At 64.9% G+C, this 26,011-nt stretch carries 28 protein-coding genes; 12 read left to right on the forward strand and 16 right to left on the reverse strand.

Going from position 1 to position 26,011, the window contains the following annotated elements:
- Positions 1 to 37 precede the first annotated feature (37 nt).
- The 7 genes from V6766_RS14345 to V6766_RS14375 are packed head-to-tail and all read right to left on the reverse strand — an operon-like array spanning position 38 to position 7,015.
- Positions 38 to 889: a MaoC/PaaZ C-terminal domain-containing protein gene (locus tag V6766_RS14345; RefSeq protein WP_448467508.1), complete on the reverse strand. Its 852-nt coding sequence runs from the start codon at positions 887 to 889 to the stop codon at positions 38 to 40.
- Positions 889 to 1,803 carry an SDR family oxidoreductase gene (locus V6766_RS14350; protein ID WP_448467510.1) on the reverse strand — a complete coding sequence of 305 codons (915 nt, stop codon included), beginning with the start codon at positions 1,801 to 1,803 and terminating at the stop codon, positions 889 to 891. Before V6766_RS14350 ends, V6766_RS14345 begins: the two co-directional genes overlap by 1 nt.
- A gap of 53 nt (positions 1,804 to 1,856) precedes the next feature.
- Positions 1,857 to 3,032, reverse strand: a complete 1,176-nt coding sequence (locus V6766_RS14355) for an acyl-CoA dehydrogenase family protein (protein WP_448467512.1) — start codon at positions 3,030 to 3,032, stop codon at positions 1,857 to 1,859.
- 13 nt (positions 3,033 to 3,045) lie between these two features.
- Positions 3,046 to 3,915 carry an HpcH/HpaI aldolase/citrate lyase family protein gene (locus tag V6766_RS14360; protein WP_448467514.1) on the reverse strand — a complete coding sequence of 290 codons (870 nt, stop codon included), beginning with the start codon at positions 3,913 to 3,915 and terminating at the stop codon, positions 3,046 to 3,048.
- Positions 3,912 to 4,364: a MaoC family dehydratase gene (locus V6766_RS14365; RefSeq protein WP_448467516.1), complete on the reverse strand. Its 453-nt coding sequence runs from the start codon at positions 4,362 to 4,364 to the stop codon at positions 3,912 to 3,914. The genes V6766_RS14360 and V6766_RS14365 overlap by 4 nt, the downstream gene beginning before the upstream one ends.
- Positions 4,365 to 4,377: 13 nt before the next feature.
- On the reverse strand, positions 4,378 to 5,580 hold the full coding sequence (locus V6766_RS14370) for an acetyl-CoA acetyltransferase (protein WP_448467518.1): 1,203 nt from the start codon (positions 5,578 to 5,580) through the stop codon (positions 4,378 to 4,380).
- A gap of 4 nt (positions 5,581 to 5,584) precedes the next feature.
- Positions 5,585 to 7,015 carry a hypothetical protein gene (locus tag V6766_RS14375; protein WP_448467520.1) on the reverse strand — a complete coding sequence of 477 codons (1,431 nt, stop codon included), beginning with the start codon at positions 7,013 to 7,015 and terminating at the stop codon, positions 5,585 to 5,587.
- Positions 7,016 to 7,114: 99 nt separating this feature from the next.
- Here V6766_RS14375 and V6766_RS14380 point away from each other — a divergent pair, with 99 nt between their 5' ends.
- From V6766_RS14380 to V6766_RS14405, 6 genes are all read left to right on the forward strand, one after another.
- A complete protein-coding gene (locus V6766_RS14380; protein WP_448467522.1) occupies positions 7,115 to 7,912 on the forward strand; it encodes a glucose 1-dehydrogenase in 798 nt (265 codons plus the stop codon).
- Positions 7,909 to 8,349 carry a PaaI family thioesterase gene (locus V6766_RS14385; RefSeq protein WP_448467524.1) on the forward strand — a complete coding sequence of 147 codons (441 nt, stop codon included), beginning with the start codon at positions 7,909 to 7,911 and terminating at the stop codon, positions 8,347 to 8,349. The genes V6766_RS14380 and V6766_RS14385 overlap by 4 nt, the downstream gene beginning before the upstream one ends.
- Before the next feature lie 12 nt (positions 8,350 to 8,361).
- Positions 8,362 to 9,156 (forward strand): enoyl-CoA hydratase-related protein, encoded by a 795-nt coding sequence (locus tag V6766_RS14390; RefSeq protein WP_448467526.1) that lies wholly within the window; start codon positions 8,362 to 8,364, stop codon positions 9,154 to 9,156.
- Positions 9,156 to 10,355 carry an acetyl-CoA hydrolase/transferase C-terminal domain-containing protein gene (locus V6766_RS14395; protein WP_448467528.1) on the forward strand — a complete coding sequence of 400 codons (1,200 nt, stop codon included), beginning with the start codon at positions 9,156 to 9,158 and terminating at the stop codon, positions 10,353 to 10,355. The genes V6766_RS14390 and V6766_RS14395 overlap by 1 nt, the downstream gene beginning before the upstream one ends.
- Positions 10,356 to 10,444: 89 nt before the next feature.
- Positions 10,445 to 11,605 (forward strand): acyl-CoA dehydrogenase family protein, encoded by a 1,161-nt coding sequence (locus tag V6766_RS14400; protein WP_448467530.1) that lies wholly within the window; start codon positions 10,445 to 10,447, stop codon positions 11,603 to 11,605.
- Positions 11,606 to 11,614: 9 nt separating this feature from the next.
- Positions 11,615 to 12,511 (forward strand): DMT family transporter, encoded by an 897-nt coding sequence (locus V6766_RS14405; protein WP_448467532.1) that lies wholly within the window; start codon positions 11,615 to 11,617, stop codon positions 12,509 to 12,511.
- Between the two features lie 43 nt (positions 12,512 to 12,554).
- Here the strand turns inward: V6766_RS14405 and V6766_RS14410 are convergent, their stop codons facing one another.
- Complete coding sequence (locus V6766_RS14410) at positions 12,555 to 13,487, reverse strand: 3-keto-5-aminohexanoate cleavage protein (RefSeq protein ID WP_448467534.1); 933 nt, start codon at positions 13,485 to 13,487, stop codon at positions 12,555 to 12,557.
- Positions 13,488 to 13,584: 97 nt separating this feature from the next.
- Between V6766_RS14410 and V6766_RS14415 the strand changes: the two genes are divergently transcribed.
- From V6766_RS14415 to V6766_RS14425, 3 genes are all read left to right on the forward strand, one after another.
- Complete coding sequence (locus V6766_RS14415; protein ID WP_448467536.1) at positions 13,585 to 13,710, forward strand: hypothetical protein; 126 nt, start codon at positions 13,585 to 13,587, stop codon at positions 13,708 to 13,710.
- Positions 13,711 to 13,867: 157 nt separating this feature from the next.
- Entirely contained in the window at positions 13,868 to 14,383 is a 516-nt protein-coding gene (locus tag V6766_RS14420) for a MarR family winged helix-turn-helix transcriptional regulator (RefSeq protein WP_448467538.1), read from the forward strand.
- A gap of 80 nt (positions 14,384 to 14,463) precedes the next feature.
- Positions 14,464 to 15,609 (forward strand): acyl-CoA dehydrogenase family protein, encoded by a 1,146-nt coding sequence (locus V6766_RS14425; RefSeq protein WP_448467540.1) that lies wholly within the window; start codon positions 14,464 to 14,466, stop codon positions 15,607 to 15,609.
- A gap of 69 nt (positions 15,610 to 15,678) precedes the next feature.
- Here V6766_RS14425 and V6766_RS14430 read toward each other — a convergent pair whose 3' ends face one another.
- Complete coding sequence (locus V6766_RS14430; RefSeq protein ID WP_448467542.1) at positions 15,679 to 16,995, reverse strand: enoyl-CoA hydratase-related protein; 1,317 nt, start codon at positions 16,993 to 16,995, stop codon at positions 15,679 to 15,681.
- A 169-nt stretch (positions 16,996 to 17,164) separates the two neighbouring features.
- On the opposite strand from V6766_RS14430, the gene V6766_RS14435 reads away from it, so the two are divergent.
- Together V6766_RS14435 and V6766_RS14440 are read left to right on the forward strand one after the other, a co-directional pair.
- On the forward strand, positions 17,165 to 18,046 hold the full coding sequence (locus tag V6766_RS14435) for an SDR family oxidoreductase (protein WP_448467544.1): 882 nt from the start codon (positions 17,165 to 17,167) through the stop codon (positions 18,044 to 18,046).
- Positions 18,043 to 18,828 carry an enoyl-CoA hydratase/isomerase family protein gene (locus V6766_RS14440; protein WP_448467546.1) on the forward strand — a complete coding sequence of 262 codons (786 nt, stop codon included), beginning with the start codon at positions 18,043 to 18,045 and terminating at the stop codon, positions 18,826 to 18,828. Before V6766_RS14435 ends, V6766_RS14440 begins: the two co-directional genes overlap by 4 nt.
- Here V6766_RS14440 and V6766_RS14445 read toward each other — a convergent pair.
- Positions 18,807 to 19,244 (reverse strand): PaaI family thioesterase, encoded by a 438-nt coding sequence (locus tag V6766_RS14445; protein WP_448467548.1) that lies wholly within the window; start codon positions 19,242 to 19,244, stop codon positions 18,807 to 18,809. The genes V6766_RS14440 and V6766_RS14445 overlap by 22 nt on opposite strands.
- Before the next feature lie 119 nt (positions 19,245 to 19,363).
- Here V6766_RS14445 and V6766_RS14450 point away from each other — a divergent pair, with 119 nt between their 5' ends.
- Positions 19,364 to 20,161, forward strand: coding sequence for an enoyl-CoA hydratase/isomerase family protein (locus tag V6766_RS14450; RefSeq protein ID WP_448467550.1), 798 nt, complete (start codon positions 19,364 to 19,366; stop codon positions 20,159 to 20,161).
- Between the two features lie 65 nt (positions 20,162 to 20,226).
- Here the strand turns inward: V6766_RS14450 and V6766_RS14455 are convergent, their stop codons facing one another.
- From V6766_RS14455 to V6766_RS14480, 6 genes are all read right to left on the reverse strand, one after another.
- Positions 20,227 to 21,072 carry an SDR family NAD(P)-dependent oxidoreductase gene (locus tag V6766_RS14455; RefSeq protein WP_448467552.1) on the reverse strand — a complete coding sequence of 282 codons (846 nt, stop codon included), beginning with the start codon at positions 21,070 to 21,072 and terminating at the stop codon, positions 20,227 to 20,229.
- Positions 21,073 to 21,215: 143 nt separating this feature from the next.
- On the reverse strand, positions 21,216 to 22,202 hold the full coding sequence (locus V6766_RS14460) for a branched-chain amino acid ABC transporter permease (RefSeq protein WP_448467554.1): 987 nt from the start codon (positions 22,200 to 22,202) through the stop codon (positions 21,216 to 21,218).
- 11 nt (positions 22,203 to 22,213) lie between these two features.
- The gene (locus V6766_RS14465; RefSeq protein WP_448467556.1) at positions 22,214 to 23,092 is read right to left on the reverse strand and encodes a branched-chain amino acid ABC transporter permease; all 879 of its coding nucleotides are present in this window, start codon (positions 23,090 to 23,092) and stop codon (positions 22,214 to 22,216) included.
- A 10-nt stretch (positions 23,093 to 23,102) separates the two neighbouring features.
- On the reverse strand, positions 23,103 to 23,795 hold the full coding sequence (locus V6766_RS14470; RefSeq protein ID WP_448467558.1) for an ABC transporter ATP-binding protein: 693 nt from the start codon (positions 23,793 to 23,795) through the stop codon (positions 23,103 to 23,105).
- On the reverse strand, positions 23,788 to 24,540 hold the full coding sequence (locus V6766_RS14475) for an ABC transporter ATP-binding protein (protein WP_448467560.1): 753 nt from the start codon (positions 24,538 to 24,540) through the stop codon (positions 23,788 to 23,790). The genes V6766_RS14470 and V6766_RS14475 overlap by 8 nt, the downstream gene beginning before the upstream one ends.
- Before the next feature lie 95 nt (positions 24,541 to 24,635).
- Positions 24,636 to 25,829 carry an ABC transporter substrate-binding protein gene (locus tag V6766_RS14480; RefSeq protein ID WP_448467562.1) on the reverse strand — a complete coding sequence of 398 codons (1,194 nt, stop codon included), beginning with the start codon at positions 25,827 to 25,829 and terminating at the stop codon, positions 24,636 to 24,638.
- Positions 25,830 to 26,011: the final 182 nt, after the last annotated feature.

The raw sequence follows: 26,011 nt of genomic DNA on the forward strand, positions 1-26,011 counted from the left end.
CCGCGCGGGGGAGGACCGCGCGGCGTCCGGGAGGCGATCAGTCGAGCTCTGAAGCTCCCTGATCGAGCACGATACGGTCGCCCACACGCGCCTCGAACAGCGCACGGCCCTCCTCTTTCCAGCACCGGAAATCGAGCGTGTCGCCGGGCATGACCACCCCCGCGAAACGCAGATCCAGCGAGCGCATCCGCGCCGGGTCGCCATCGCAGAAGGCGCGCAGGATCACCGCGCAGGCGGTGCCGTAACTGGCCAGCCCGTGCAGGATCGGTGCCTTGAACCCGGCCCGCCGCGCCACGTCGTAATCGGCGTGCAGCGGGTTGTAATCGCCCGAAAGCCGATAGATCAGCGCCGCGCGCGGCGATGTCTGGATCCGCTCCACATGATCGGGCGCGCGGTCGGGCATTGCGGGGCGCGGCTTGCGCGGCAACGGATCGCCGCCAAAGCCGCCATTGCCGCGCATTGCCACGGTCTGGTCGATGGTGGCGTAAAGCGTGCCGCTGCCCGCGTCGCGCACCTCACGCCGCAGGATGCAGACCGAACCCTTGTCGGCGCCGCGGTCGTAAAGCCCGGTGATCTCGGCACGGCTCTCGACCTTGGCGGCGGGCGGCAGCGGCGTGTGGAACCGGCAGGCATGGGCCATGTGCAGCACCTTTTCCCAGGCAATCTCCAGCGCCGGGTTCTTGGGCCACATGCCGGGCGTCGCCAGCACCACCGCGAAAGAGGGCAGCACCCGCAGCCTGTCCTCAAGCAGAAAGTCCAGGTCGGGACTTTCCCCCGGCGTCATCGGCAGGCCCACGCCAAGCGCGTAGAGGATTGCGTCGCGCGCGCTGTAGCTCTGCGACTTGCAGCCGAAATCCCAAGCCCTCAGGCGTTCCGCATCGAAGGGCATCAGACCGGGTCCCAGGTGAAGACGTCGCCCGATTTGTGCAGCGGGTAGAAGTCGTTCTCGAACTGCGGGAACACCCGCTCGACGATGGCCTCGGGCGTCCATCCCTCTGCCGTGTGCGCGGTACGAAGCGGGCGCGGCTGGGAAAAAAGGTAGATCTCGTTGTTGCGCGACCCGAAGACCTGTCCCGTCACGCCCGAGGCGCCTTCTGAACAGAGCGCCACGCAAAGCGCCGCGACCTTTTCAGGGACCAGCTTCTTGAGCCCGTCGACGCGCTTTTGCTGCTCGGGCGTATCGGTCGGGATGGACGAGACCATCCGCGTCCAGGCAAAGGGCGCCACGGCGTTCGAGCGCACGCCGAACCTCGCCATGTCGATGGCGATCAACTTCGACATGGCGACGATGCCAAGCTTGGCCGCGCCGTAGTTCACCTGCCCCAGATTGCCGATGAGTCCCGAGGTCGAGGCCATATGCACGTAGGCGCCCGAGCCCTGCGCCTTGAAATGCGGGGCGGCGGCGCGGGAGACGTTGAAGCTGCCTTTCAGATGCACCGCAATGACCGCATCGAATTCCTCTTCGGTCATCTTGTGGAACAGCACGTCGCGCAGATTGCCCGCGTTGTTCACCACCGCGTCGATGCGCCCGAATGTGTCGAGCGCCGCCTGCACCATGGCATGGGCGTCGTCCCAGCTTGCCACCGATCCGAAATTGGCGACCGCCCGGCCGCCCATCGCCTCGATCTCCTGCACCACCTCCTGCGCGGGCTGCGTGTCGGAGCTGTCGTCGCCTTTCAGCGACACGCCCAGATCGTTCACCACCACACCCGCGCCGGCCCTGGCCATTTCGATCGCGACGGCCCTGCCGACCCCGCGCGCGGCGCCGGTGACCACCACCGCCTTGCCATCCATCAATCCCATGTCGTCCTCCCTGTCCTTATTCGTTGGCTGCGCACGGGCAGGCCCGCGCGGCTCTAGTAGCTCTTGGGCAGATCGAGAACCTTTTCGGCGATGAAGCTCTGGATCAGTTGCTCGGTCACCGGCGCGATGCGGGTCACCGTGACCTCGCGGAGCAGGCGCTCCACATGGTACTCCTTGGCATAGCCGAAGCCGCCATGGGTCAGCACCGATTGCAGGCAGGCGTCGTAACCCGCCCGCGCGCCCAGAAACTTGCCCGCGTTCGCCTCGGCGCCGCAGGGCTTGCCGCTGTCGTAAAGCTCGGCCGCCTTCAACAGCATCAGCCAGGCGCTTTCGAGATACATCCACTTCTCGGCCAGCGGATGCTGGATGCCCTGGTTCATGCCGATCGGCCGGTCGAAGACCACGCGTTCGCGCGCGTATTGCGTCGCCCGCGCCAGCGCGTCGCGCCCGATCGCCACCGCCTCGGTGCCCACGAGAATGCGCTCGGGGTTCAGCGAGTGCAGGATATAGGAAAACCCCTTCCCCTCCTCGCCGACCCTGTGCTCGTCGGGGATGAACAGATCCTCGATGAAGACCGTGTTCGAATCCACCGCCTTGCGGCCCATCTTGGGAATGCGCTGCACCTCGATATGGGTGCGGTCGAGATCGGTGTAGAAGATGGTGATGCCGTCGGTGGGCTTCTTGCAGTCCTCGAACCTCTTGGTCCGGGTCAGCAGCATGATCTTGTTGGCCACCTGCCCTGTCGAGGTCCAGACCTTCTGCCCGTTCACCCGGTAGCCGCCGGGCACCTTCTCGGCGAATGTCTTGATCCGAGTGGTGTTGAGTCCCGCGTCGGGTTCTGTGAAGCCGAAGGCCACCTTGTCCTGCCCCGAAACCAGCCGGGGGATCCATTCCGATTTCTGCTCAGGCGAGCCGAACACCACCACGGGATGCGGGCCGAAGAGATTGATATGCACCGTCGAGGCCGCCGCCATGCCGCCGCCGTGGCTCGCAACCTCGTGCATCATGATCGCCGCCTCGGTCACGCCCAGGCCCGAGCCGCCGTATTCCTCGGGCATCGTGATGCCCAGCCAGCCGCCCTCGGCCATGGCCTTGTGGAACTCGTGCGGGAACCTGCCGTCCTCGTCGCGTTCCAGCCAGTAATCGGGGTCGAACTGGCTCACCACGCCGCGCACGCCGTCGCGGATCGCGTTCAGGGTCTCTTCATGTGCTTCTGCGTTGTCATTCATGGGTGGTCCTCCCTCAGGCCCCGTCCACCGAGGCGAGCGTCCGTCGCGCCGCCTTGAGATGGGGGATGTCATACATTTTGCCGTCGATCCCGATGGTGCCGAGACCGGGGTTTTCGTCAAAAGCGGCGACGATGCGGCGGGCGAGGTCCACGTCTTCGTCGCTGGGCGCAAAGGTCTTCCGGATGCCCGCGACCTGCGCGGGATGTATTGCGAGCCGCCCGAAAAAGCCGTCCCGCCGCGAGATCCGGCAGGAGGCCTCCAGCCCCTCGGGGTCGCGGAAATTCGCATAAAGCGTATCGAGCGCGGGCACGCCCGCATTGGCCGCCGCCATCAGGCAGAGCGAGCGGGCGAGTTGATAGGGCGCGGTCCAGTCGCCGTCCGGTTCCTTGTTGGCGGTGGCGCCGATTACGGCGGACAGATCCTCCGCCCCCCAGGTCAGTGCCGCCAGACGCGGATGCGCGGGCGCGTAGGAGCCCAGGTTGAACATCGCCGCCGCCGTCTCGGTGGCCACGACGATCACCCTTACCGTGCCCGGCGCCATGCCCGCCGCCATCTCCAGCGGGTCGAGAAGATCAGACAGATGTGCCACATCCTGTCCGCCATCGGCCTTGGGCAGGATGATGCCCGCGAGCCCGGGACGCACGATGGCTTTCAGATCGTCTGCGGTCAGACCGGTATCGAACGGATTCACCCGCACCCATAAATCGAATGACCCGCCGTGCGCGTCGATCCAGGTGCCCAGCCCCTCCCGGGCGGCGGGCTTGTTCGGCGGCGCCACGCTGTCCTCGAGATCGAGGATCAGCCCGTCGGCGCCGCAGTCCTGCGCCTTGAGGAATTTCTTCTCGCTGTCGGCGGGAACGAAGAGAAGTGCGGTCAGGTTCATACCGGTTCCCGCATCATCAGGGCGAGCCGCTTGCATTCGCACACCACTTCGTCGCGCTGGTTCAGTCCGCGATGCAGGAAGGTCACGATGCCCTGCGTGGGCCGCGACTTGCTGACCCGCATGTCGAGCACCTGGGTCTCGGCGCGAATCGTGTCGCCGATGAAGACCGGCTTCGGAAACTTCACCTCTTCCCAGCCGAGGTTGCCCACCGTTGTGCCCAGCGTCGTGTCGCCGACGCTCAGCCCCACCACGAGGCCCAGCGTGAAGACCGAGTTCATCAGCGGTTTGCCGAATTCCGTCTTGGCGCTGTAATCGTAGTCGATATGGATCGCCGCCGGGTTCATGGTGAGCGTGGTGAACAGAATATTGTCCGTTTCAGTCACCGTCCTTCGGGTGTCGTGGCGGATCACCTCGCCGCGCTCGAACCCTTCGTAATAGCGTCCTCCCATGGCCTTCCCTCCCTTAGAGCCGTCCGAAAATCGAAACCGAGGAGACCGAGTTCGACGGCTGTCCCCCGAGATTGTGGGTGAGCCCGAAGCTCACGTCGCGGAGCTGCCGCTGCCCGGCACGGCCCAGAAGCTGGGCGTGCACCTCATAGGCCATGCGCAGCCCGCTGGCGCCGACCGGGTGGCCGAAGCATTTGAGTCCCCCGTCCACCTGCGCCGGGATCGCCCCGTCGCGGTCGTAGCGCCCGTCGAGATAGTCGAAAGCGCCGCGACCGGGGTCCGAAAGCCCCAGATCCTCCATGGTCACCAGTTCGGTGACCGAGAAACAATCATGCACCTCGGTGAGGCTGATCTCGGCCTTGGGGTCGGAGATTCCCGCCTCGGCATAGGCCTTTTTCGCCGCCATCTGCGTGCCCGGCACATAGGACCCGTCCCAGGCGCCAAACTGGCTTTCCCAACCGTGACTGGTGCAGACCTGCAGCGCCTTCACGGCGACCAGATCCTCTTTCGCCTTCCCCAGCGCCTTGGCGATCTCGGGCGTGGCGACGATGGCGCAGGCCGCGCCGTCCGACACACCGCAGCAATCGTAAAGGCCCAGCGGATCGGCGATCAGCGGCGCGTTCAGGATCGTGTCCATGTCCACCGGTCGGCGCAGATGCGCCTTGGGGCTCAGCGCGCCGTTCTGGTGGCTCTTCCAGCTCACATGCGCCATCCCGCGTTTCAGATCCTCGGCGGCGACCCCGTGTCTCGCCCGATAGGCACCCGCAAGCTGAGCGAATGTGCCCGGCGAAGACCCATAGGGCATCCACAGGTCGTTGACCGAGCCCTTCGTGCGGATCGGCAACCCGCCAAAGCCAGTGTCCTTCAGCTTCTCGACCCCCAGCGCAAGCGCGATGTCCGCGGCACCGCTCGCCACCGCATAGACCGCGCCGCGCAGCGCCTCGGTGCCGGTGGCGCACATGTTCTCGACCCGCGTCACGGGGATGCCCTGCAGTCGCAGCGCGGTGGCCAGCGGGATCGCCGAATTGCCGATATTCACATCGTCCAGCGCCGAGCCCAGCCAGGCCGCCTCGATCCGCGTCTTCTCGATGCCCGCATCCGCCAGCGCCTCGGTGAAGGCTTCCACCATCAGATCGTCCGAGGACATGTCCCAGCGCTCGCCGAATTCCGAGCATCCCATGCCGAGGATGACGACCTTGTCCTTGATGCCGCTTGCCATGGGCTCAGCCCTCCTGCGCCAGCTTGGGGCGCGCAATGGGCGCCGCTTTCCAGAAATAGCTGCGGAACTGCCGCTGCCGGTCGATCGCCTTGATGCGGAACCGCATCCGCACCGGGTCGCCCACTTCGGGGCTTGGCCCCTCGACGTCGCAATGCTCCATCACCAGCCGCGCGCCGTTCTCGAACTGCACCAGGCCGAAGCGGAACGGCGGGTCGGGGGTGAAATTCAGCCGGTCGGCGGTGATTGAGGCCACCTTCGCCGGCACGTCCCGCAGGATCACGTCCTCATACTCCTCGGGCCCCGTCGCATCGGGGCGCACCGGAATGGGCGTCTTGGGAAACTGCACGTTGCCGCCCTGATCGCGCCCGCCGACAAAGCCGTGCATGTCGCGCCCGTGGCGCAGCAGGGTTGAGGCCGAGACCTTCTGGTTCACCTCCGCACGTGGTCCCCAGTCGAGCGCCAGCATGCCGGTGAGGTTCAGAAACCGCGTGTAGCTGTCCAGCACCGCGCCCTGCGCCAACGCCTCAGAGGCGCTACCATTGCCCGCGCCGGTCGCCTCCAGCACCAGCACATCGGCGCCGTTGCCAAACCCCGCCAGCAGGATATTGTCCCCGACAGCCGCCCGGTCCAGCGCCAGCGCCAGACCGAAAAGCGGCATCGCCACGCCCAGCTCGCCTGCCTGCGCGGCGATCTCCTCACAGAGGTTCGGCGCCTTCAGCCCGCAGCTTTTCGCCACCGCCTTATAGGTGCCGGAGACCGGCTCGGGCACCACCGTCAGCGCAATCTCGTCCGCCGTGATCCCCGCATCGGCCAGCGCCGCCCGGATCGCGGGGACATAGACCTCGGACACCGCCTCCTCGCGCGAGAACCGGTCCTCGGCCGCATAGGGCACGCCGCGTTCCGCGCTCGTGTTGATGTCGAGCAGATCGGCATGAACCGAAGCCGCGCCCAGCATCCGCGCAACGCCGGTGCCCGGGCCGGTCAGCGCCGCCGCCGCCCCGTCGCCCCAGTTTAGATGCGGCGCGGTCCCCGGCGCTGCCTTGCGCTTTTCTCCGGCCACGATCAGCTCGGGCGCGCCGCCCTTCAGCGCGCGCAGCAAGGCGGTCACCGCCGCGCGGCGCGTATTGGCCACGTCCTGAGTCATGAGGGTAGAAGGCAATTGCAGCGCATCGACCACAATGCCCGCCTGCGAGCGATCAGTGAAGGGCGCCGAGGTAGAGGCGAAACTCACCGCTTCCGGCGCGCCCGCGTCCAGCACCTTGCGCGCCGCCTCGACCGCCATCGTCACCGGGTCCTCGTCCCAGCACGCCACCGCGCGCATGCCCCGCCCCGAGCCGCCAAGCCCCGACCAGCGCAGCTCTTTGCGGGCAACCATCCGGTCGAACCGCAACAGCGGCAGATAGCCCGCCACGGATTTCAGACTCGTCTCTGCCATGTCATCTTGTCTCCTTCCGGTGGCCGCAAGAAATACCTTGAAAGCGTATCGTACGCAAGTATACTAATTACACAAGAGCTGTTTTCAATACCGGGCGCCATGGCGTCCGAAGCCAGGACAGAGGGAGGCAACGTGCTAGATTTAAAGGGAAAAATGGCCATCGTCACCGGCGGAGGCCAAGGAATCGGTAAGGCGATCACGCTGCGTCTGGCCGCGGAAGGCTGCAAGGTTGCAGTCTTCGATCTGAAGCCTGACACGGCAGAGGAAACCGCAAAAGAGGCCATCGCCGCGGGCGGCGCGGTCAAGATCTACGGCGTCGATGTGTCGGACAAAGCGGCCGTCGAGGCGGCGGTGGCTCAGGCCGAATCCGATCTCGGCCCGACCTGGCTTTTGGTGAACAACGCGGGCTGGGACAGGCCCGCGCCGTTTCTCGATACTGACAAGGACCTCTGGGATAAAATCATTTCGATCAACCTTAACGGCCCGCTCAACACCCACAAGGCCGTGCTGCCCGGCATGGTCGAGCGTGGCGGCGGGCGGGTGGTCAACATCGCCTCTGATGCCGCGCGCGTCGGCACCGCAACCGAGGCGGTCTACTCCGCCTGCAAGGGCGGCATGATCTCCTTCACCAAATCCATCGCGCGCGAGCTGGCGCGCTCTGGCGTGCTGCTCAACGCGGTCTGCCCCGGCCCCACCAACACGCCGATGATGCAGCAGGTCCTGGGCGAGGGCGAACAGGCGGTGAAGTGGAAAGACGCCATGGTCCGCGGCATCCCGCTGCGCCGCATGGGCGAGCCCGAGGATTACGCCGGCATCGTTGCCTTCCTCGCCTCCTCCGACGCCTCCTACATCACCGGCCAGGCCATCTCGGTCTCGGGCGGCATGAACATGGTATGATGCAGACCGACGATCAGGCCGATGTCGTGCCCAAGGGCTTTGTCCTGCTAGACAACGGCACCGAGGCCGAGCGCTTCAACGGCCCCTTCTATATCGCGAAGGGACCGGCGGGCGCAGTACTCGGCTTCCGCTGCAAGGCGCGGCATCTGAACGCGGCGGGCACCTGCCATGGCGGGCTGCTCGCGGTCTTCGCCGACATGCTGGGCTATGGCATAGAGGTCGGCACCTTCTCGGGTGCCGCCCCCACCGTTACGCTGTCGATCGATTTCCTCGCGCCCGTGCGCGAGGGCGACTGGGTCGAGGCCCGCCCCGAAATCACCCGAGACACCCGCTCGCTGACCTTTTTCCAGGCGCTGATGCGCGTCGAAGGCCAGCCGGTGGCACGCTGCAACGGTATCTACAAAAAGCGAAACGCCGGCCCGAGCGCCGGTCAGTGAGGAGAAAAACCAATGGCCATCATCCCCGAATTCACCGACATCCTCTATGAAATGAAGGGCCGTGCCGCCTGGATCACCATCAACCGCCCCAAGGTCTACAACGCCTTTCGCGGCCGGACGCTGGAAGAGCTGATCACCGCCTTCAATCTCGCCGCCAACGACAAGGGCGTTTCCTCCGTCGTGCTGACCGGCGCGGGCGACAAGGCCTTCTGCACCGGCGGCGACCAGTCCGCACATGAGGGCAATTACGACGGGCGCGGCGTGGTCGGCCTGCCCATCGACGAGATCCAGGGCCTGATCCGCGACATCCCCAAGCCAGTCATCGCCCGCGTTAACGGCTTCGCCATCGGCGGCGGCAACGTGCTGGTGACGCTCTGCGATCTGGCCATCGCCGCGACCTCGGCGAAGTTCGGCCAAGTGGGTCCCAAGGTGGGCTCCTTCGACGCGGGCTGGGGCACCGCGCTGCTCGCCCGCGTGGTGGGCGAGAAGAAGGCCCGCGAGATCTGGTATCTCAACGAGATGTATTCCGCCGAGGAGGCCGTCGCCATGGGACTGGTCAACAAGGCCGTGCCGATGGAGGAGCTGGACGCGGCCGTCACCAAATGGACCGACACCATCGCCGAGCGCTCGCCCACCGCGCTCGCCTTCCTCAAACGCTCGTTCAACGCCGACAGCGACAGCATTCGCGGCATCTCGAACCTCGCGCTGCACGCGGTCAAGCTCTACTACGCGAGCGACGAGTCCAAGGAAGGCGTCAACGCCTTCAACGAAAAACGCAAACCCGACTTCCACAAGTTCGTCGACTGATGCCCGCGCACATTTCGCCCGACGCGCTCGGCCGCTACCTGCCCGACAGCGGGTTGTGCTGGATCGGGGCCTGCTCGGGCGAATCCGATGCGTTCCGGGAGGGGCTGTCGCGCCTCTCCCGTCCCGGCCTGCGCTTCACGTCGATCTTCGTGCCGGGGCTTAACCGTCCCTCCTATCTGCTGGAGACGGGCGCAACGGTCGTCAGTTTCTTCATGCTGCCCGAACTGATGGGGCAGGCGCGGGTGGACTTCCTCCCCCTGCCCTATCGCGAAATTCTCCACTGGCTCGACCGCAATCCGCCCTCGACGATGCTGGTCATGGTTGCGCCGCCCGATGCCGAGGGCAATTGCAGCTTCGGCGCGGTCACGGATTTCGCCGCCGATCTCTGGCAGGGATGCGAGACGATCATCGCGCATGTGAACCCCCTGATGCCCGCGACGCGGGGCACGCGGGGCATCCCCTATGACCGGCTGAGTGCCGTCATCGAGGCGCCGCAGACACCTGGCACCCAGGATCCGGGCAGCGATGCGGTGGCCGAGGCCATCGCCCGGCACGCCGCGACCGTCATCCCCGATGGCGCAACGCTTCAGGCCGGGATCGGGCGCGTGCCCGAGACGGTGCTGCGCGGGCTGACCGGCAAGCGGGGCCTCGCCATCCACTCCGGCCTCATCGGCGATTCGACCCTGCACCTTCTGCAATCGGGCGCCCTGCGGGCTGAAAATCCGATCACCGCGGGTGTCGCCATCGGTACGCGCGCGCTCTACGGCGCGCTTCCGGGGCCGGAGTTCAACTTCCGGCCGCCCTCCCACACCCACGATCTGCGGGTGATCGCGGGCATCGACAACTTCATAACGATCAATTCCGCGATCGAGGTCGATCTCGAGGGGCAGGTCCATGCGGAAGCCACACCCAAGGGGCCAATCTCGGGCCCCGGCGGCGCCTCGGATTTCGCGGCAGGCGCGCGGGGGTCCGGCGGGCTGCGCCTCGTCGCCCTGCCCTCCACCGCCGGAGGCGGTAGGGTCTCGCGCATCGTCAAGTCGCAAGACGCCACCGGCCCGGCTTCGCTGGGGCGGTTCGACACCGATATCGTCATCACCGAGCACGGGCTCGCCGACCTGCGCGGCCTCTCGCCCGACGCCCGCCGCGCCGCCCTCATCGCCCTCGCGGCGCCGGAACACCGCATCGCCCTCAATTCGTGACGCACATTATTGTCCGAATCCAAACTGTAAGGTAGATTACGAAAGGCTCCAATGATAAAGTACACTAGATTACTAAGAGAGGGTCGGACATGATCGAGAGGACTCTGTTCCGCGAAGAACACGAAATGTTTCGGGGCTCCGTCCGAAAATTCGTAGAAAAAGAGATCGTGCCTTATCACGCGCAATGGGAGAAGGACGGCATCGTCCCGCGCGAGCTGTGGCTCAAGGCGGGCGAGCAGGGCATGCTCTGCTGCACCGTTCCCGAGGAATACGGCGGACTGGGGCTCGACTATCTCTTCGACGTCGTGGTCTTCGAGGAGCTGTGGCGCGCGGGCGCCTCGGGCCCCGGGTTCCTGATCCACACCGATCTGGTGGCGACCTATATCGCCAGCTTCGGCACCGAGGCGCAGAAGAAGAAATTCCTGCCCAAGATGGTGACCGGCGAATGGATCGGCTCGCTCGGCATGACTGAGCCGCATGCAGGCTCGGACCTCAAGGCGATCAAGACCCGCGCGGTGCGTGACGGCAACGAGTTCGTCATCAACGGGCAGAAGGTGTTCATCTCCAATGGCCAGCTTTGCGACGTGCTGGTGCTGGCCACCAAGACCGACAGCGAAGCGGGCGCCAAGGGCGTGACCCTGTTTCTGGTCGAGGGCGACCGGCCCGGCTTCCAGCGTGGCAAGAACCTCGACAAGCTGGGGATGAAGGCGCAGGACACTTCGGAGCTGTTCTTTGACAATATGCGCCTGCCGCCCGAGAACATGCTCGGTGCCGAGGGCGAAGGTTTCAAGCTGATGATGACCAAGCTCAGCCAGGAGAGGCTGGCGCAGGCGGTGCGCTCGACCACGGTGGCCGAGACCGTGATCGATCAGACGGTCGATTACACCATGGGCCGCAATGCCTTTGGCATGTCGATATTCGACCAGCAGAACACCCAGTTCAAGCTGGCTCAACTCAAGGCCGAAACCGTTTCGGCCCGCGTCTTCACCGACAAATGCATCGCGCTTTTCATGGAAGGAAAGCTCGACGCGGTGGATGCGGCGATGCTCAAGATGATTTCGACCGATCTGCACTGCAAGGTGGTGGACGAGTGTTTGCAACTGCACGGAGGCTGGGGCTACATGTGGGAATATCCCATTGCCCGCGCCTATGCCGATGCGCGAATCACTCGCATCGCCGGAGGGTCCGCCGAGATCATGAAACTCATCATCGCTCGTCAGATGGCGCAGGACGCGAAGGCGCGTGCCTGAGCCCCACGCATGAGCGTGCAACACGCCACCGGGCTGCGCTTGCCCACCGCGGCCGAGACGCTGCAAGGCATCCTGTTCATGGCGGGCGGCTTTCTGTTCTACGCCACCTCGGACATGATGGCGAAGCTGCTCACTGCTTACATGCATCCGTTGCAAGTCTCGTGGACCCGGCAGCTCGGGTTGTTTGCGGGAGTGGTTTGGCTGCTCATGCGGCACGGCACGCCGATCCTGCGCAGCCGGCACTGGCGCTTGCAGGTGGCGCGCGGGCTGACGGCGGTGGTGACCTCGACCAGCTTCATCTTTGCCGTAGCCTTTGTCCCGCTGGCCGACGCGCTGGCGGTGACCTTCGTCGCGCCCTTCATGGTGACGGTGCTTTCCGCGCTGTTTTTAGGCGAAAAGGTGGTCCCGCACCGCTGGATCGCGGTGGGGCTGGGGTTCCTAGGCACGCTGGTCGTGATTCGGCCCGGCCTTGGCGTGTTCCACCCGGCGATCGTCCTGATCCTTGTGACCGCCGCCGCCTTTGCCCTGCGCCAGATTCTGTCGCGGGTGCTCAGCGGCGACGAACCGCTGCACACGACCGTCGCCTATACCGGCCTGATCGCGAGCCTGTCGCTGACCGCGCCCCTGCCCTTCATCTGGACCACCCCGCTCAGCTGGCAGGTCGTCGCGATCATGTTCGGCACGGCGGTGACGGCAGGGCTGGCCGAATTCAGCATCATCAAGGCGCTTGACTTGGCGCAAGCCGTGGTGCTGGCGCCAGTTCAGTACACGCTGATGATCTGGGGCACGATCTGGGGCTTTCTGGTCTTCTCGCAACTGCCCGACACCTGGACGCTGATCGGCGCGGCGATCATCATCGGATCGGGCGCCTGCAGCTTCTGGCGGGACTACCGGCAGGGGCGCTGATCGCCCCCAAAGCCGGATTATTCATAAGGCAGACCCTTCAGGCTTAGAACGCGACGTTGTCGGCTCCCTTCAATTCCAGCATCGCTCGTGCTTCGTCGGGCGTTGCGACCTCGATCGACAGTTCGTCGAGGATGTGGATGATCTTGGCCACCTGATCTGCGTTCGACTCTGCCAGCTTGCCTTTCGAGATGTAGATGGAATCCTCCAGCCCCACGCGCACATGCCCGCCATTCAGCGCGTTCATCGTGGCGAAGGGCATCTGGTGCCGCCCCGCTCCGAGGCAAGAGAAGAAATAGTCGTCCCCGAAAAGCCGCTCGGCGGTCTCGCGCATATGTGCCAGATGCACCGTCTCGGCGGCTATGCCGCCGAGGATGCCGAACACGCCCTGAATGAAGAACGGCGGCTTCACCAGCCCCCGGTCGACGAAATGCGCGAGGTTGTAGAGATGGCCGATTTCGTAGCACTCGAATTCGAACTTCGACCCGTTGGCCGACAGCTCGGTGATGCCGCGCTCGATCTGGGCGAAGGTGTTCGACAGGATGAAGTCCTTCGTCATCTCCAGATAGGGCTTTTCCCAGGGTTGCTCGAATACGGAAATTTTTCCCGCAGCAGCCGAGATGTTGAAATTCAGGCTGCCCATGTTCATCGAGGCGATTTCGGGTTGCGCCCACATCGCCGCCGCCAGCCGCTGATCCAGCGTCATCCCGAGGCCGCCGCCGGTGGTGATGTTTACCACCGCGTCGCAGCTTTCCTTCACTTGCGGAAGAAACAACTTGTAATGCTCCGGGTCCTGGCTCGGGGAGCCGTCCTCGGGCTTTCGGGCGTGCAGATGCAGGATCGCCGCGCCGGCCTTGGCGGCGGCGATGGCCTCGGCGCCGATTCGCTCGGGCGCGACGGGCAGGAAGGGCGACATGGTGGGCGTATGAATCGACCCCGTGATCGCACAACTGACGATGACTTTCTTGGATTTCCGCATCGGCTCCTCCCAGATCGGATAAAAGTAACTATACTAGCGTACAGTATGCTTTAGCATTTAACCTGTAAAGCGGGAAAGCCCCAAGAGCGAAGGCCTGTTGGCGACGATCAACCGCAAGCGCCGCCGCGCCAGGAAATTCGAAGCCGCCATCGCCTCGGTTGAGACCTTCCTCTATGCCGCGTCTGTTATGCAGCTCACGCGCCGGTTCGCGCGCTCAGCTTGAGTTTCGGGAGGGACTCAAATATGTGACCACGATGCGTCGAATCGACCGGACGCAACCACATCAAACGAAGGCACATATTGCATTGCTATGACAGTATGATAGCGAATATAGTCGAAATCATACGGTTTTCTGCGGCGCGGCAGGTATGGAGATTGCGATGAAAGATACAAGATCTTGGGATCTGAGGCTCGGCTACCTCATACATGATGTCTCGCGCTTGCGGCGTGTCTGTTTCGACCGCGAGCTTGCGCCGCTTGGGATCACACGGTCGCAATGGTGGGTTCTTGCCTTCATTTCGCGCAATGACGGGCTTCAGCAGACCCGTCTCGCGAACGAACTGGACGTGGGAAAAGTGGCGCTCGGATCGCTCATCGACCGGCTGCAAAGCGGCGGGTTCGTTGAGAGGCGTCCCGACGACAAGGACCGCCGCGTCAAGCGGGTCTTCCTGACCGAAAAGGCGCGCGGGCTGATGTCCAAGATCGGCAAGATCAGCGACGAATTCAACGCGCGCATTCTCAAAGGTATCCCGCGCGATGATCTCGAACTGACCTCGCGCACGCTTTACGGGATGAAGCAGAACCTCATTGCCCTGTCGAACGATGAGGATCTCGAGGCCGACGACGGCGATGAGTTGGACAGAAAGAGTGACGGGCCGCGGATTTCGGACTTGTGAGATATGTAAACTAGCATATGGTAACCTGACGCAACAAATGCGCCGCAGGGGTGGCGTCTTTGCCGTCGGGAGGAGACCATATGCTGATGAACCGTGCCATCTACCAGGACGACCACGCGCAGCTGCGCGATAGCCTGCGCCGCTTTGCCGCTGAGGAGATCGCGCCGCATTTCGAGCGCTGGGAAGAGACCGGCATGGTCAACCGGTCGCTTTGGACAAAGTTGGGCGAGGCCGGTATCCTCTGCCCCACGGTCCCCGAGGAGTACGGTGGAATCGGCGCCGATTTCCGCATGCATACGGTTATCGCCGAGGAGCTTGCCTATTCCGGCTTCATGGGGCCCGCCGCCGATGTCTCGGTGCATTCGGACGTCTGCCTCGGTTATCTGCTGAAACACACCACGCCCGAGCAGAAGCAGCGCTGGCTGCCGGGCATGGTCGACGGCTCGCTGGTCTGCGCCATCGCCATGAGCGAGCCCGGCACCGGGTCCGACCTTCAGGGTGTGCGGACCAAGGCCGTGCGAGATGGCGACGACTGGGTGATCTCCGGCGCCAAGACCTTCATCTCCAACGGCCAGCACGCCGATATCGTGATCACCGTGACCCGCACGGGCGAGGGGCGCGGGCGCGGCGCCATGTCGCTGGTGGTGATCGAGGCGAACCGCGCGGGCTTTCGCCGCGGCCGCAACCTCGACAAGCTGGGGCAGATCAGTGCCGACACCTCGGAACTCTTCTTCGACGAGGTACGCGTGCCGGTCGCCAACACGCTGGGCGCCGAGGGTCAGGCGATGGCGATCCTGATGAGCGAACTGCCGCAGGAAAGACTGATCATCGGCACCACCTCGATCGCATCGGCGCAGAAGGCCTATGACATCACCGTGGACTATGTGCGCGAGCGTCAGGCCTTCGGCAAGGCGGTGGCGGAGTTTCAGACCACCCGACACAAGCTCGCCGAGCTGAAGACCGAGCTGACGGTCGGCTGGGCGTTTCTCGACCAGTGTATCGCGCGGCATCTCGACGGACAGCTTTCGACCTACGAGGCCTCGATGGCCAAGCTCTGGTGCTCGGAAATGCAGGGCCGCGTGGTGGATGCCTGCGTGCAGCTCCATGGCGGTTACGGCTTCATGCGCGAATACGAGATCTGCCGGCTTTACGCGGATGCGCGGGTGCAGCGCATCTATGGCGGCACGTCGGAGATCATGAAGGAATTGATTGCGAGGAACCTATGATGGCCTCCGGCGGGGCGGAATAGCCGCAGGGCGCCGCCTTTCAGCGGCACCGCCCGCCCGGGCCTGCGCTCAGCTTGCCCCGTAGCGTGTGTAGAAGGTGAAGGGTCCGCCAAGATAACGCGGGAATCCGGCGCGCGTGGCGCAGTAGAAATCCGCCAGATTGCGCTCTTGCGAAGCGATCCGGCCGCGCCAGTCCGCCGCCACCGTCGCACCGGCCGATAGCACCGACATGGCGGCGTCTTCGACGTCGCCCCGCGGGTCCTCGAACCATTGCGGCTTGCGCGCGGCGACGTCCCGCGCTGCACTCACATCGCCCGGCGCGGCCCCGTCAATCCCGGCGAAAGCAGCCGCGCGCTGCCCCAGTTCGCCGAACTCCGCGACCCGCGCCGCCATCGCCGCCTTCACCGCCTCGCCAAATTCCTCCAGCCCCTCGGGCAGCGCATTCTTGCGCTTGCGCTTGTCGTAGTCGAGCCTGCCCAGGAACATCGTCGCGATCATATTGCGCGGCTCGATGCGCTGCACCAGATCCTTGAACACGTCGATCTCGGCGGCAACACCCGCATCCATGCCGACCGGCAGCCCCCGGTCGAGGCAATCGAGGATCGCCAGCTCCGCCGGGAAATGCCCGCCCGTCTCGCGCAGATACTTTTCGCGCACCGGATCGGTGACCGCATGCAGCTCGGCCTCGGTCACCGGGACCCAGTCCTCGCGGTCCCAGGGCTGACGCGGATCGGGGGTGCTACGGATCCAGGCCTCGGCGGCGGCAATCGCCTCTTCTGCCGGAACCACCGCCTGCGCAAAGCCGTTTTCCAGCGCCTCGGCGGCGGTGAAGCGCGCGCCTTCCAGCAGCATGGGCAGAGACCTGGCCACGCCCACCACGCGCGGCATCCGCTGCGTGCCGCCGCCGCCCGGCAGCAGGCCCACCAGCGATTCCGGCAGTCCGACCTGGGTTTCGGGTGCGTCGCTCAGCACCCGGTAATGCGCCCCCAGCGCAAACTCGCAGCCGCCGCCAAGCGCCAGACCGTGGATCACCACCGCGACCGGCTTGCCCGCCGTCTCCAACTTGCGGAACGCCCGTCCGATGGGCGAGAAATGCGCAACGGTCAGCGCATCGCGCTCGGCCTCGCGGGCGGCCATGATCATGTCATAGGCCTCGGACAACTCTCCCAGATCGGCACCGGCGCAAAAGGCGCCGCTCTTGCCCGACGAGATCACCACGCCGCTCACATCCGCGCCCGCCAGCCAGTCGGCAAAGGCCTCGGCTTCGTGGATGGCCGCATTGGAGAACACATTCATCGACCGGCCCGGCATGTCGAAGATCAGGTGCAAGATTCCGTCTTCGGTCCTCCCGGTGCGGAAATTGGTCATCTTGGGTAAATCGCTCATGCGCCTGTCGCCTCCCTCGCGCAAAACCATACGGTTCAGCATAGTAAGTTAGCTAATATCTTCAATGGCGAAGTTATCTTTTTGCGCGATTTTTGTAACTTAGCGTACTATATGCTATACATATGTCTTGATCGCCGCTAGTCTGGCGTCGGAGCAGGAGGAGGAGCCTATGAGCCCGTATCGCGGCGACGTACTGAAGGGAAAGCGGATTCTGGTGACCGGCGGCGGCACCGGGCTGGGCAAGGAGATGTCGGTGGGCTTTGCCGCCCATGGGGCGCATGTGGCTATCTGCGGGCGGCGCGAGGCGGTGCTGGAAGAGGCCTGCACCGAGATCGCCGAACGTTCGGGCGGCACGGCGGAATACCGCGTCGTCAACATCCGCGACGCCGAGGCGGTCGACGAGATGGTGGGTGATCTCTGGCAGGGCGGGCCGCTGACCGGGCTTGTCAACAACGCGGGCGCCAATTTCATCGCGCCGACCGAGTCGATCTCGCACCGCGCCTATGACGCGGTGCGCGCAACGGTTATGGACGGCAGCTTTTATGCCACCCATGCCTGCGGCAAGCGCTGGATCGCCGAGGGGCTGCCGGGCACGGTGCTGTCGAACCTCGTTACCTGGGTGTTCTCGGGCTCGGCCTATGTCGTGCCCTGCGCCATGGCCAAGACCGCGGTCCACGCCATGACCATGTCGCTCGCCGCCGAATGGGGGCCGAAGGGCATCCGCCTGAACGCGGTGGCACCGGGGCCGTTCCCGACCGAGAACGCCTGGGAAAAGCTGAACCCGATCCCGGGGTCGTCCTTCGGCGCGACCCAGCCCGACATGGTACCGATGCGCCGCTACGGCCAGATGGACGAGCTGCGCAATATCCTCATCTTCCTGATGCTGGACGAATGCTCCTACGTGAACGGGGTCACCATACCCATCGATGGTGGTCACCGGCTGACTGCGCATTCCACCTTTGCCGAAATGTCGAAGATGAGCGACGAGGACTGGGACAAAGCCCGCGAGGCGCTGAAGGCCAGCCAGGCGAAGGAACGGCAGGGGCGATGAGCGAGGTCCTGCTAGAGATCGACGGCCCGGTCGCCACCATGCGGCTGAACCGTCCGGAGAAGCGCAACGCGCTGACCGACGGCATGGTCGACCTGCTGCTGGCACAGCTCGACGAAGTGGCGCGGTCCGACGCGCTGGTGCTGGTGCTGAGCGGCGAGGGCAAGGGCTTCTGCGCGGGGTTCGACCTGTCGCTGGCCTCCGACGCCTCGGACGATACCGGGTTCTGGATGGCCAGGCAGGAGAAATACGCCTCGGTCGTGACCCGGCTGCGGGCGATCCCGCAACCCACGATCGCGGCAGTGAACGGGGCGGCGGCGGGCGCGGGTCTGGGACTCGCGCTGGCCTGCGACACGCGGATCGGGTCGACCGCCTGCCGGTTCAACTCGGCCTTCATTCGCGTTGGCATGTCGAGCTGCGACATCGGGGTGAGCTGGCTTCTGCCCCGGGTGCTGGGCATCACGCGCGCGTTCGAGATGATGCTGACCGGCCGCATGGTCGAGGCCGAAGAGGCCGAACGCATCGGCCTGGTGCTGCGGCTGACCGAGCCGGAGGCGTTGCTGGCCGAGGCGCAGGCGCTGGCGGGAATGATATCCGAGAACGGGAAAATGGGCATCTGGATGACCAAGCGCGGCATGTGGGCCAATCTCGAGACTGGCAGCCTGCAGACAGCCATCGAACTCGAGAACCGGACACAGATCCTCATGCGTGGCACCGGATCTTTGGAGAGCCGCGCCGAGGCACGTGGCTTTCTCCAGAAGGATCAATCCAGCAACAGCCGGTAGATGCCGCTTGCGCGCAGGCAGGGCACGCCATCCGCCTCGATCAGTGCGCGGAAGAACAGCATAGAGCCGGTCTCGCGCACGAGCTCCGGCGTGCTTTGCACCCAGGCGCCTTCCGGTGCGGGGCCGGCATAATCCAGCGACAACGTGACCGTGGGCGACTTTCCCTTCAGCCCCAGCGTTTTTTTCAGCGCGCTTCCCTGAATGTCGGCGAAGGTCGCCAGCACCCCGCCATGACAGATTCCGAAACCGTTCAGCTTGGCCGTGGTCACGCGGAAGCCGAGCTGCCAAACGCCCCTTTCGGTGCAACGTTCGTAGAACGGGCCGGCATGGGCTTCGATCGGCATGCGTCCGGTGAGTTGCGTGAACCCCTCGGGTGGCGCATCTTCACTGTAGCCACGGGTTTGCAGATCGTCCATGGGCCCTCCCCTCCCGTGGTCGGGAAGGAAAAATCCCGCCTTCCCGCAAGTCGTTCTCTTGCTAATCGTACGTATATGTACAAAATAGGCAAGAGCTTCAGGGAACGGGAGGAGCCCGCATGGACGTGATTGCACTGGACACACTGACCTGCCGGATCGAGGACGGTCTGGCGGAGGTGACACTGACCGAGGAGAAGCGGGGCAACCCCATCGACGGACCGTTCTGCGCCGACATGAATGCGCTTTCGGTGGCGCTGGCCACGCGGGCGGATATACGCGCGGTGCTGATTCGCGCCGAGGGCAGGTTCTTTTCGGTGGGCGGCGACATCCGCAGCTTTGTCACCGACCGCGCGGCGCTGCCGGGCAAGGTGATCGCATGGACCTCGGATCTGCACATGGCCATCGGCCGGATGCAGCGGATGAACGCGCCCGTGGTTTGCGCGGTACAGGGTGACGTCGCGGGCGGCGCGGTGTCGCTGGTGGCCATGGCCGATGTGGTCTTTGCCGCCGAGGGGGTGAGCTTCAACGCGGCCTTCTCGATGATCGGCTTCTGCGCGGATTCGGGCTCGACCGTGTCCCTGTCGAACCGCATGGGCCTGTCTCGGGCCAAGCGCTTTCTGCTGCTCTCCGAGGCGCTGACCGCGGCCGAGGCCGAGGCGGCGGGTCTGGCGGATTTCGTGCTGCCCGCAGAAGAGCTGGGGGCGGCGTCGGAAAAGCTCGCCCGCAAGCTCGCGGCGGGGCCGACGCTGGCCTATGGCGATATCAAGCGGACGATGATGACCGCCCGGACCGAAGCCTTCGAGACGCAGCTCGAGCACGAGGCACAGGCGCTGGCGCGGCTCGCGGCGACCGACGACGCCTGGGAGGGGGTCACGAGCTTTGCCGAGCGGCGCAAGCCGGCCTTCAGGGGGCGCTAGATCTAGACAGCGGCGGGGCGGGGGCCGCGCCCGTTCCGGCTGCGGCCCCGCGCGACTTCAGGCCGTCAGACTGGTTTGCCGGCCTTGAAATCCTCAGCCGCCTTCACTGCGTCGGCGGCGAAGCTGTTGAGGGTGATCGCGGTGCCTCCGCCATCCACCGGGATCACGGCTCCGGTCACGAACCCGGCGGCATCGCTGGCAAGGAAGGCCGCGACATTGGCGATGTCCTCGGGCTGGCCCGCCCGCCCGATGGGCTGAACCCTGGCCACGCGCTTGCTGAGATATTCCATGAATGCCTCGGCCTGATCGTCGGGCACACCGAAAGAATGCGGCATGATCGGCGTCATGATGATGCCCGGGCAGATCGCATTCGACCGGATTCCCAGCGGCGCCAGCTCGGCCGCGGCCTGGCGGATCACACCCAGCACCCCGTGCTTGGCGATGGTATAGCCGGCCGCGCTCCACCCGCCCTCGAGCGCTGCGGCGCTGGCGGTGGTGACGATGGCGCCCGGCGTGCCCTGTTTCTGAAACTGCCGCGCGGCGTATTTGTGGCCCAGCACGACCGACCGCAGCAGCAGAGCCATGGTTTTGTCGAACCCGTCGGCGGGCATGTCGACCAGCGGCGCAGGGCTGCCCTGCGCGCCGGCATTGTTGTACAAGATGTCGAGCTTGCCGAATTTCTCGACGGCGAAATCGACCATCGCCTCGATATCCGCATCGCTGGTGACGTCGGTGTGCTTGTACGCGACATCGCTTCCCAGCCGAGCCTCGAGCGCGGCGCCCTGCTCGTCCTGGATATCAGCGATCAACACCTTGGCGCCCTGCGCCACAAAGGTTTCGACGCTTGCAAGACCGATACCGCTTGCACCGCCGGTCACGATCGCGACCTTGTTTTCAAGCTGCTTTGCCATGTAAAATCCTTTCGTTACACGCGGAGAAGGCGTTGACGGCCCGACTGCGGACAGCCTTGAAGCCCCTCTCCGCATTCTTTGTAGATAGACACCGCTCGCCCTCCAACCAGAGCAGGGGGGCGATCTGTCGCAGGCCGCCGGAGCTAGAGATGCTGCTTCCAGAGCTTCTGCAGCCCGCCGATCAGCCCTTCCCGGAAGATCAGCACGAAGACCATGAAGACCGCGCCCTGGATGAGCAGAACCCAGGGGCCGTATGGCGCCAGGAAATGCTCGAGCGCCAGCACCAGATAGGCCCCCGCCACCGGGCCGAAGATAGTTCCGATGCCGCCCACCAGGGTGATCAGCACCACCTCGGTCGTAGTGGTCACCGACACGTCGGTCAACGTCGCAATGCCGAAGATCACCGTTTTGAGCGAGGCCGCGAAACCCGACAGGGCCGCCGAGATGGTGAAGGAGAAGAGCTTGTAGCGGTCCACGTCGTAGCCAAGCGATTTCGCCCGCTCGGCATTGTTGCGGATCGCCCGCAGCACCTGTCCGAACGGCGAATGCACGATGCGGTTGTAGAACGCCACCACCGCCAGCACGATCACCGCCATCACCCAGTAAAGCGCGGTGTCGTTTTCGAGATCGACGATCCCCAGCAGGACACCACGCGGCACCGACTGGATGCCGTCCTCACCGCCGGTGAAGGGCGCCTTGAGCGCGATGAAATAGACCATCTGCGCCAGCGCCAGCGTGATCATCGCGAAATAGAGCCCCTGCCGCCGGATCGCGACCCAGCCGAACACCACCCCCAGAAAAGCGGCGAAGACCGTGCCCGCCAGCACCGCCAGTTCGACGGGCAGCCCCCATTGCGTCGCCGCATAACCGCAGAGATAGGCACCCGTGCCGAAAAACGCCGCGTGGCCGAAACTCATGAGCCCGGTGTACCCCAGCAGCAGGTTGTAGGCGCAGGCGAAGATGATGAAGCAGTAGATCTTCATCAGAAAGATCGGGTAGAGCACCATCGGCGACAGCGCCACCACGACCGCGAAAACCAGAAACAGGACGCTCCGCGCCTGGATGAACCCGAGGATGTGGAACTTGCCTTGATCCGCCACGCGCGAGGCTCCCTTGCTGTGCGTCTTCATCTCGATGCTCCTCACGCCATTTTTCCGAACAGGCCCCGCGGGCGCAGGATCAGAACCACCACCATGGCGACGAAGATCACGGTCGAGCTGGCCTCGGGAAAGACCGCCTTGGTCAGTCCCTCAAGCAGCCCCAGCCCCAGCCCGGTCACGATGGAGCCCATGATCGAGCCCATGCCGCCGATCACCACCACGGCGAAGACGACGATGACGATATTGGTGCCCATGGCCGGATCGACCGACATGATCGGCGCCGCCATCACCCCGCCTAACCCTGCCAGCGCCACACCGGCGCCGTAGGTGAGCGTCAACATCACCGGCACGTTGATGCCGAAAGCCTGCACCAGTTTCGGGTTGTCGGTGGCCGCGCGCAGCTTTGCGCCGAGCGGCGTGCGCTCGATCACCGCCCAGGTCGCAAGGCAGAGCACGATCCCCGCCACCACCACCCAGACCCGGTAGAGCGGCATGAACATGAAACCCAGATTGACCGCCCCGCGCAGGCTGGGCGGGATCGCATAGGGCAGGCCCTGCGGCCCGAAGACGATGCGGATGAACCCCTCGGCAAAGAGCGCGATGCCCAGCGTCAGCAAGAGCCCGTAAAGATGGTCGAGCTTGTAGAGATGCCGGATCAGCAGCACCTCGACCACCAGCCCGAGCGCGCCGATGATCAGCGGCGCCAGCACCAGCGCGCCCCAGTAGCCGATGCCCAGCGTTTCGCCCAGCATATAGGCCATGAAGGCGCCCAGCATGAAGAACACGCCATGGGCGAAGTTGATGACACCGAGGAGGCCGAAGATAATGGCGAGCCCCAACGACAGGATTGCGTAGAACACCCCGTTCACCAGACCCAGCACCATCTGGCCCATCAGCAGGTCAAGATTGATATCGAACATCGCGGTCTCCTCAGACGCCCAGAAGCCGGTCGACCCGGTCGATGTTGGCCGAGAACTCGGTAGCCTCGAGCCGGTCGACGATAGCGCCGTTCTCGATCAGGTAATGGATGTCGGCGAGCCCCTCGACGAAATGCGCGTTCTGCTCGACCAGCAGGATGGTGTAGCCGAGGCTCTTGATCTCGGCCATGGTGCGGGCGATCTGCTGCACAATGACCGGCGCGAGCCCCTCGGTCGGCTCGTCAAAGAGCAGCACCCGCGCGCCGGTGCGCAGGATCCGCGCAATCGCCAGCATCTGCTGTTCGCCGCCCGAAAGCTGCGTGCCCCGGCTGGAACCGCGTTCCTTGATGTTCGGAAAGAGTTCGTAGAGATGCGCGACACTCATGCCGCCCTTGGCGACGATGGGCGGCAGCATCAGGTTCTCGGTCACCGTGAGCGAGGGGAAAATCCCCCGGTCCTCGGGGCAGAGCGCCACGCCGAGCCGGGCGATCTGGTCGGGGCGCAGGGTCAGGAGATTTGTGCCCTTCAGCGCAATGGCCCCCTCGGCACGGTCCATCAGCCCCATGATCGCGCGCATGACCGTGGTCTTGCCCGCGCCGTTGCGGCCGAGAAGCGAGACGACCTTGCCCTCGGGAATCGTCATGTCGAGCCCGTGCAGTACATGGCTTTCGCCGTACCAGGCGTTGAGGCTTTGCATCTCAAGCATGGGCCGCCCCCAGATAGGCCTCGACCACATGCGGGTCGTGCGCCACCTCGTCATAGGTGCCGCGCGCGATGACCTGGCCGCGCGCCAGCACGGTGACATGATCGCACAGCCCCGAAACGACGGGCAGGTTATGCTCGACCATCACCACGGTGCGGCCCACGGCCACCTTGCGGATGAGATCGGTCACCCGGCCGATATCCTCGCGCCCCATACCGCTGGTGGGCTCGTCGAGCAGCAGCACCTTGGGGTCGAGCGCTAGCGTCGTCGCGATTTCGAGCGCGCGCTTGCGGCCATAGGGCAGATCGCCGGCGCGGGTCTCGGCCCAACTCGCCAGATCCAGATCCTCGAGCAGCGCCATGGCGCGTTCGTTCAGCCGGTTCAGGCGCTTTTCGGAGCGCCAGAAATCGAAGTTGCTCTTGCGCTCCAGCTGAAGCGCGAAGCGCACGTTGTTGAGCACGGTGAAATCGGGAAAGATCGAGGAGATCTGGTATGAGCGCACCAGACCCTTGCGGGCGATGCGGTCCATGGGCAGGCCCGAGATCGTCTCGCCATGCAGCCTGATCGTGCCCGCGCTCAGCGGCAGATTTCCGGTCAGCAGGTTGAAACAGGTGGTCTTGCCAGCCCCGTTGGGACCGATAAGGGCGTGTATTTCGCCCGCCGCGACATCCAGATCGACCCCATCCACAGCCTTGAACGCGTCGAATATTCTGGTGATGCCCCGCACTTCGAGAGCCGTCTGAGCCAACCGTTCCTCCTCCGCTTCAGATCGTGGCCGGACCTTGCGGCCCGAGTGGGGCCGGGCGGGCGCCTGAAGCTCGCCCGCCCACGCCTCTTTCGATCTCAGCCGCCGGACACCAGCGGGCAGGTGCTATCCTCGAGCGAGGGCGCGATCTGGTCGGCGGGAACCGTCCCGGTGATCTCGAGGAAGTCCCAGTCCCCATCGCTCTCGCCCGGTGTCTTGGTCTTGTAGGAGAGCACGTCGCGCAGCGTGTAACCGTCCTTGCGGATGGTTGCGGTGCTTCCGTTGATCAAGGACATCGGGTTTTCCTGGAGCCAAGCCTGAATCGCATCGGCATCGGTGCCGCCGGTGGCCTCGACCGCCTTCAGGTAATGCCTGGTGAACTCGTAGGCATAGGCGTTGGTAAAGCTGGGCGGCCGATTGAAGCCCTCCTGGAACCTCTCGGAAAACGCGCGGGTGGCATCGTTCTCATCCCAGTAGAACAGGATCGTGCCAGTGACGTTCTGCAGCGTGTCGAGCCCCGCCGACTTGATATCGGTAATCGCCAGATAGAAAGGCGAGAGGCTGGCGGAAACGCCGAATTCCTGCGCCTGCTTCGAGATCGTGTTCTGCCAGGCGCCGAAGGTCGCCATGCCGATATTGCTTGCCCCGCTGTTCATCGCCTCGAGCAGGAAGGACGAGAAATCGGTGGCCTGCGGCGAATGGATCACCGAGCCCACGACCTCGCCGCCCGCCTCCTCGATGGCCTTGCTGGCCTGGGCCTGCAGGTCGTGGCCCAAGGCGTAATCGACGGTGATGAAGAACCACTTGTCACCGCCCGCCTCGACCTGCGGCAGCGTCACCGCCTTGGCCAGTGCCGAGGTGTCAAGCAGCATCATGGACTGATGCGGACCACAGCTTTCATTGATAAGCTTGGAATTCGAAGCGCCCATCATCATGGTCACGTTCTTGTCCCGGATCAGATCGCTCACCGCCAGCGCCACCGCCGAATTGTCGACGTTGAAGAGCAGGTTGACTTTCTTCTCGTCGATCCACTCGCGCGCGGTGCCGAGGCCCACATCGGGCTTGCCCAAGTGGTCGGCCACCAGAACCTCGATGGGCTCGCCGTTCACCTCGCCGCCGAAGTCCTCGATGGCCATGCGCATAGCGTGCAGCGAGCCCTCGCCGCTCATGTCGGCCTGTGCCCCGGAAAGCGCGGCAAGATAGCCGATGGTCACATCCGCCTTTGCCGGTAATGCGGATGTCGCCGTAAGTGCGAGGGCCAAGACAGCCGCTCTGGTCCATTGAATCGTCATGTGTTTGCTCCTCCCTGTCGAGCTGCGGCGGCTCCTCCTCCGCCGCCGTATCCAGCGTCGTTCTGCTCGTCCCACCCCGGGGATGCGCGCACCAATCGAGCCGGATTAAAGTAAGTTAGCGTATCTTATATCATCTGCCAAGATTTAAATAATCTACCGTATCGTTCATCCATAATACGGAT

This window comes from Martelella sp. AMO21009 (assembly GCF_053484295.1).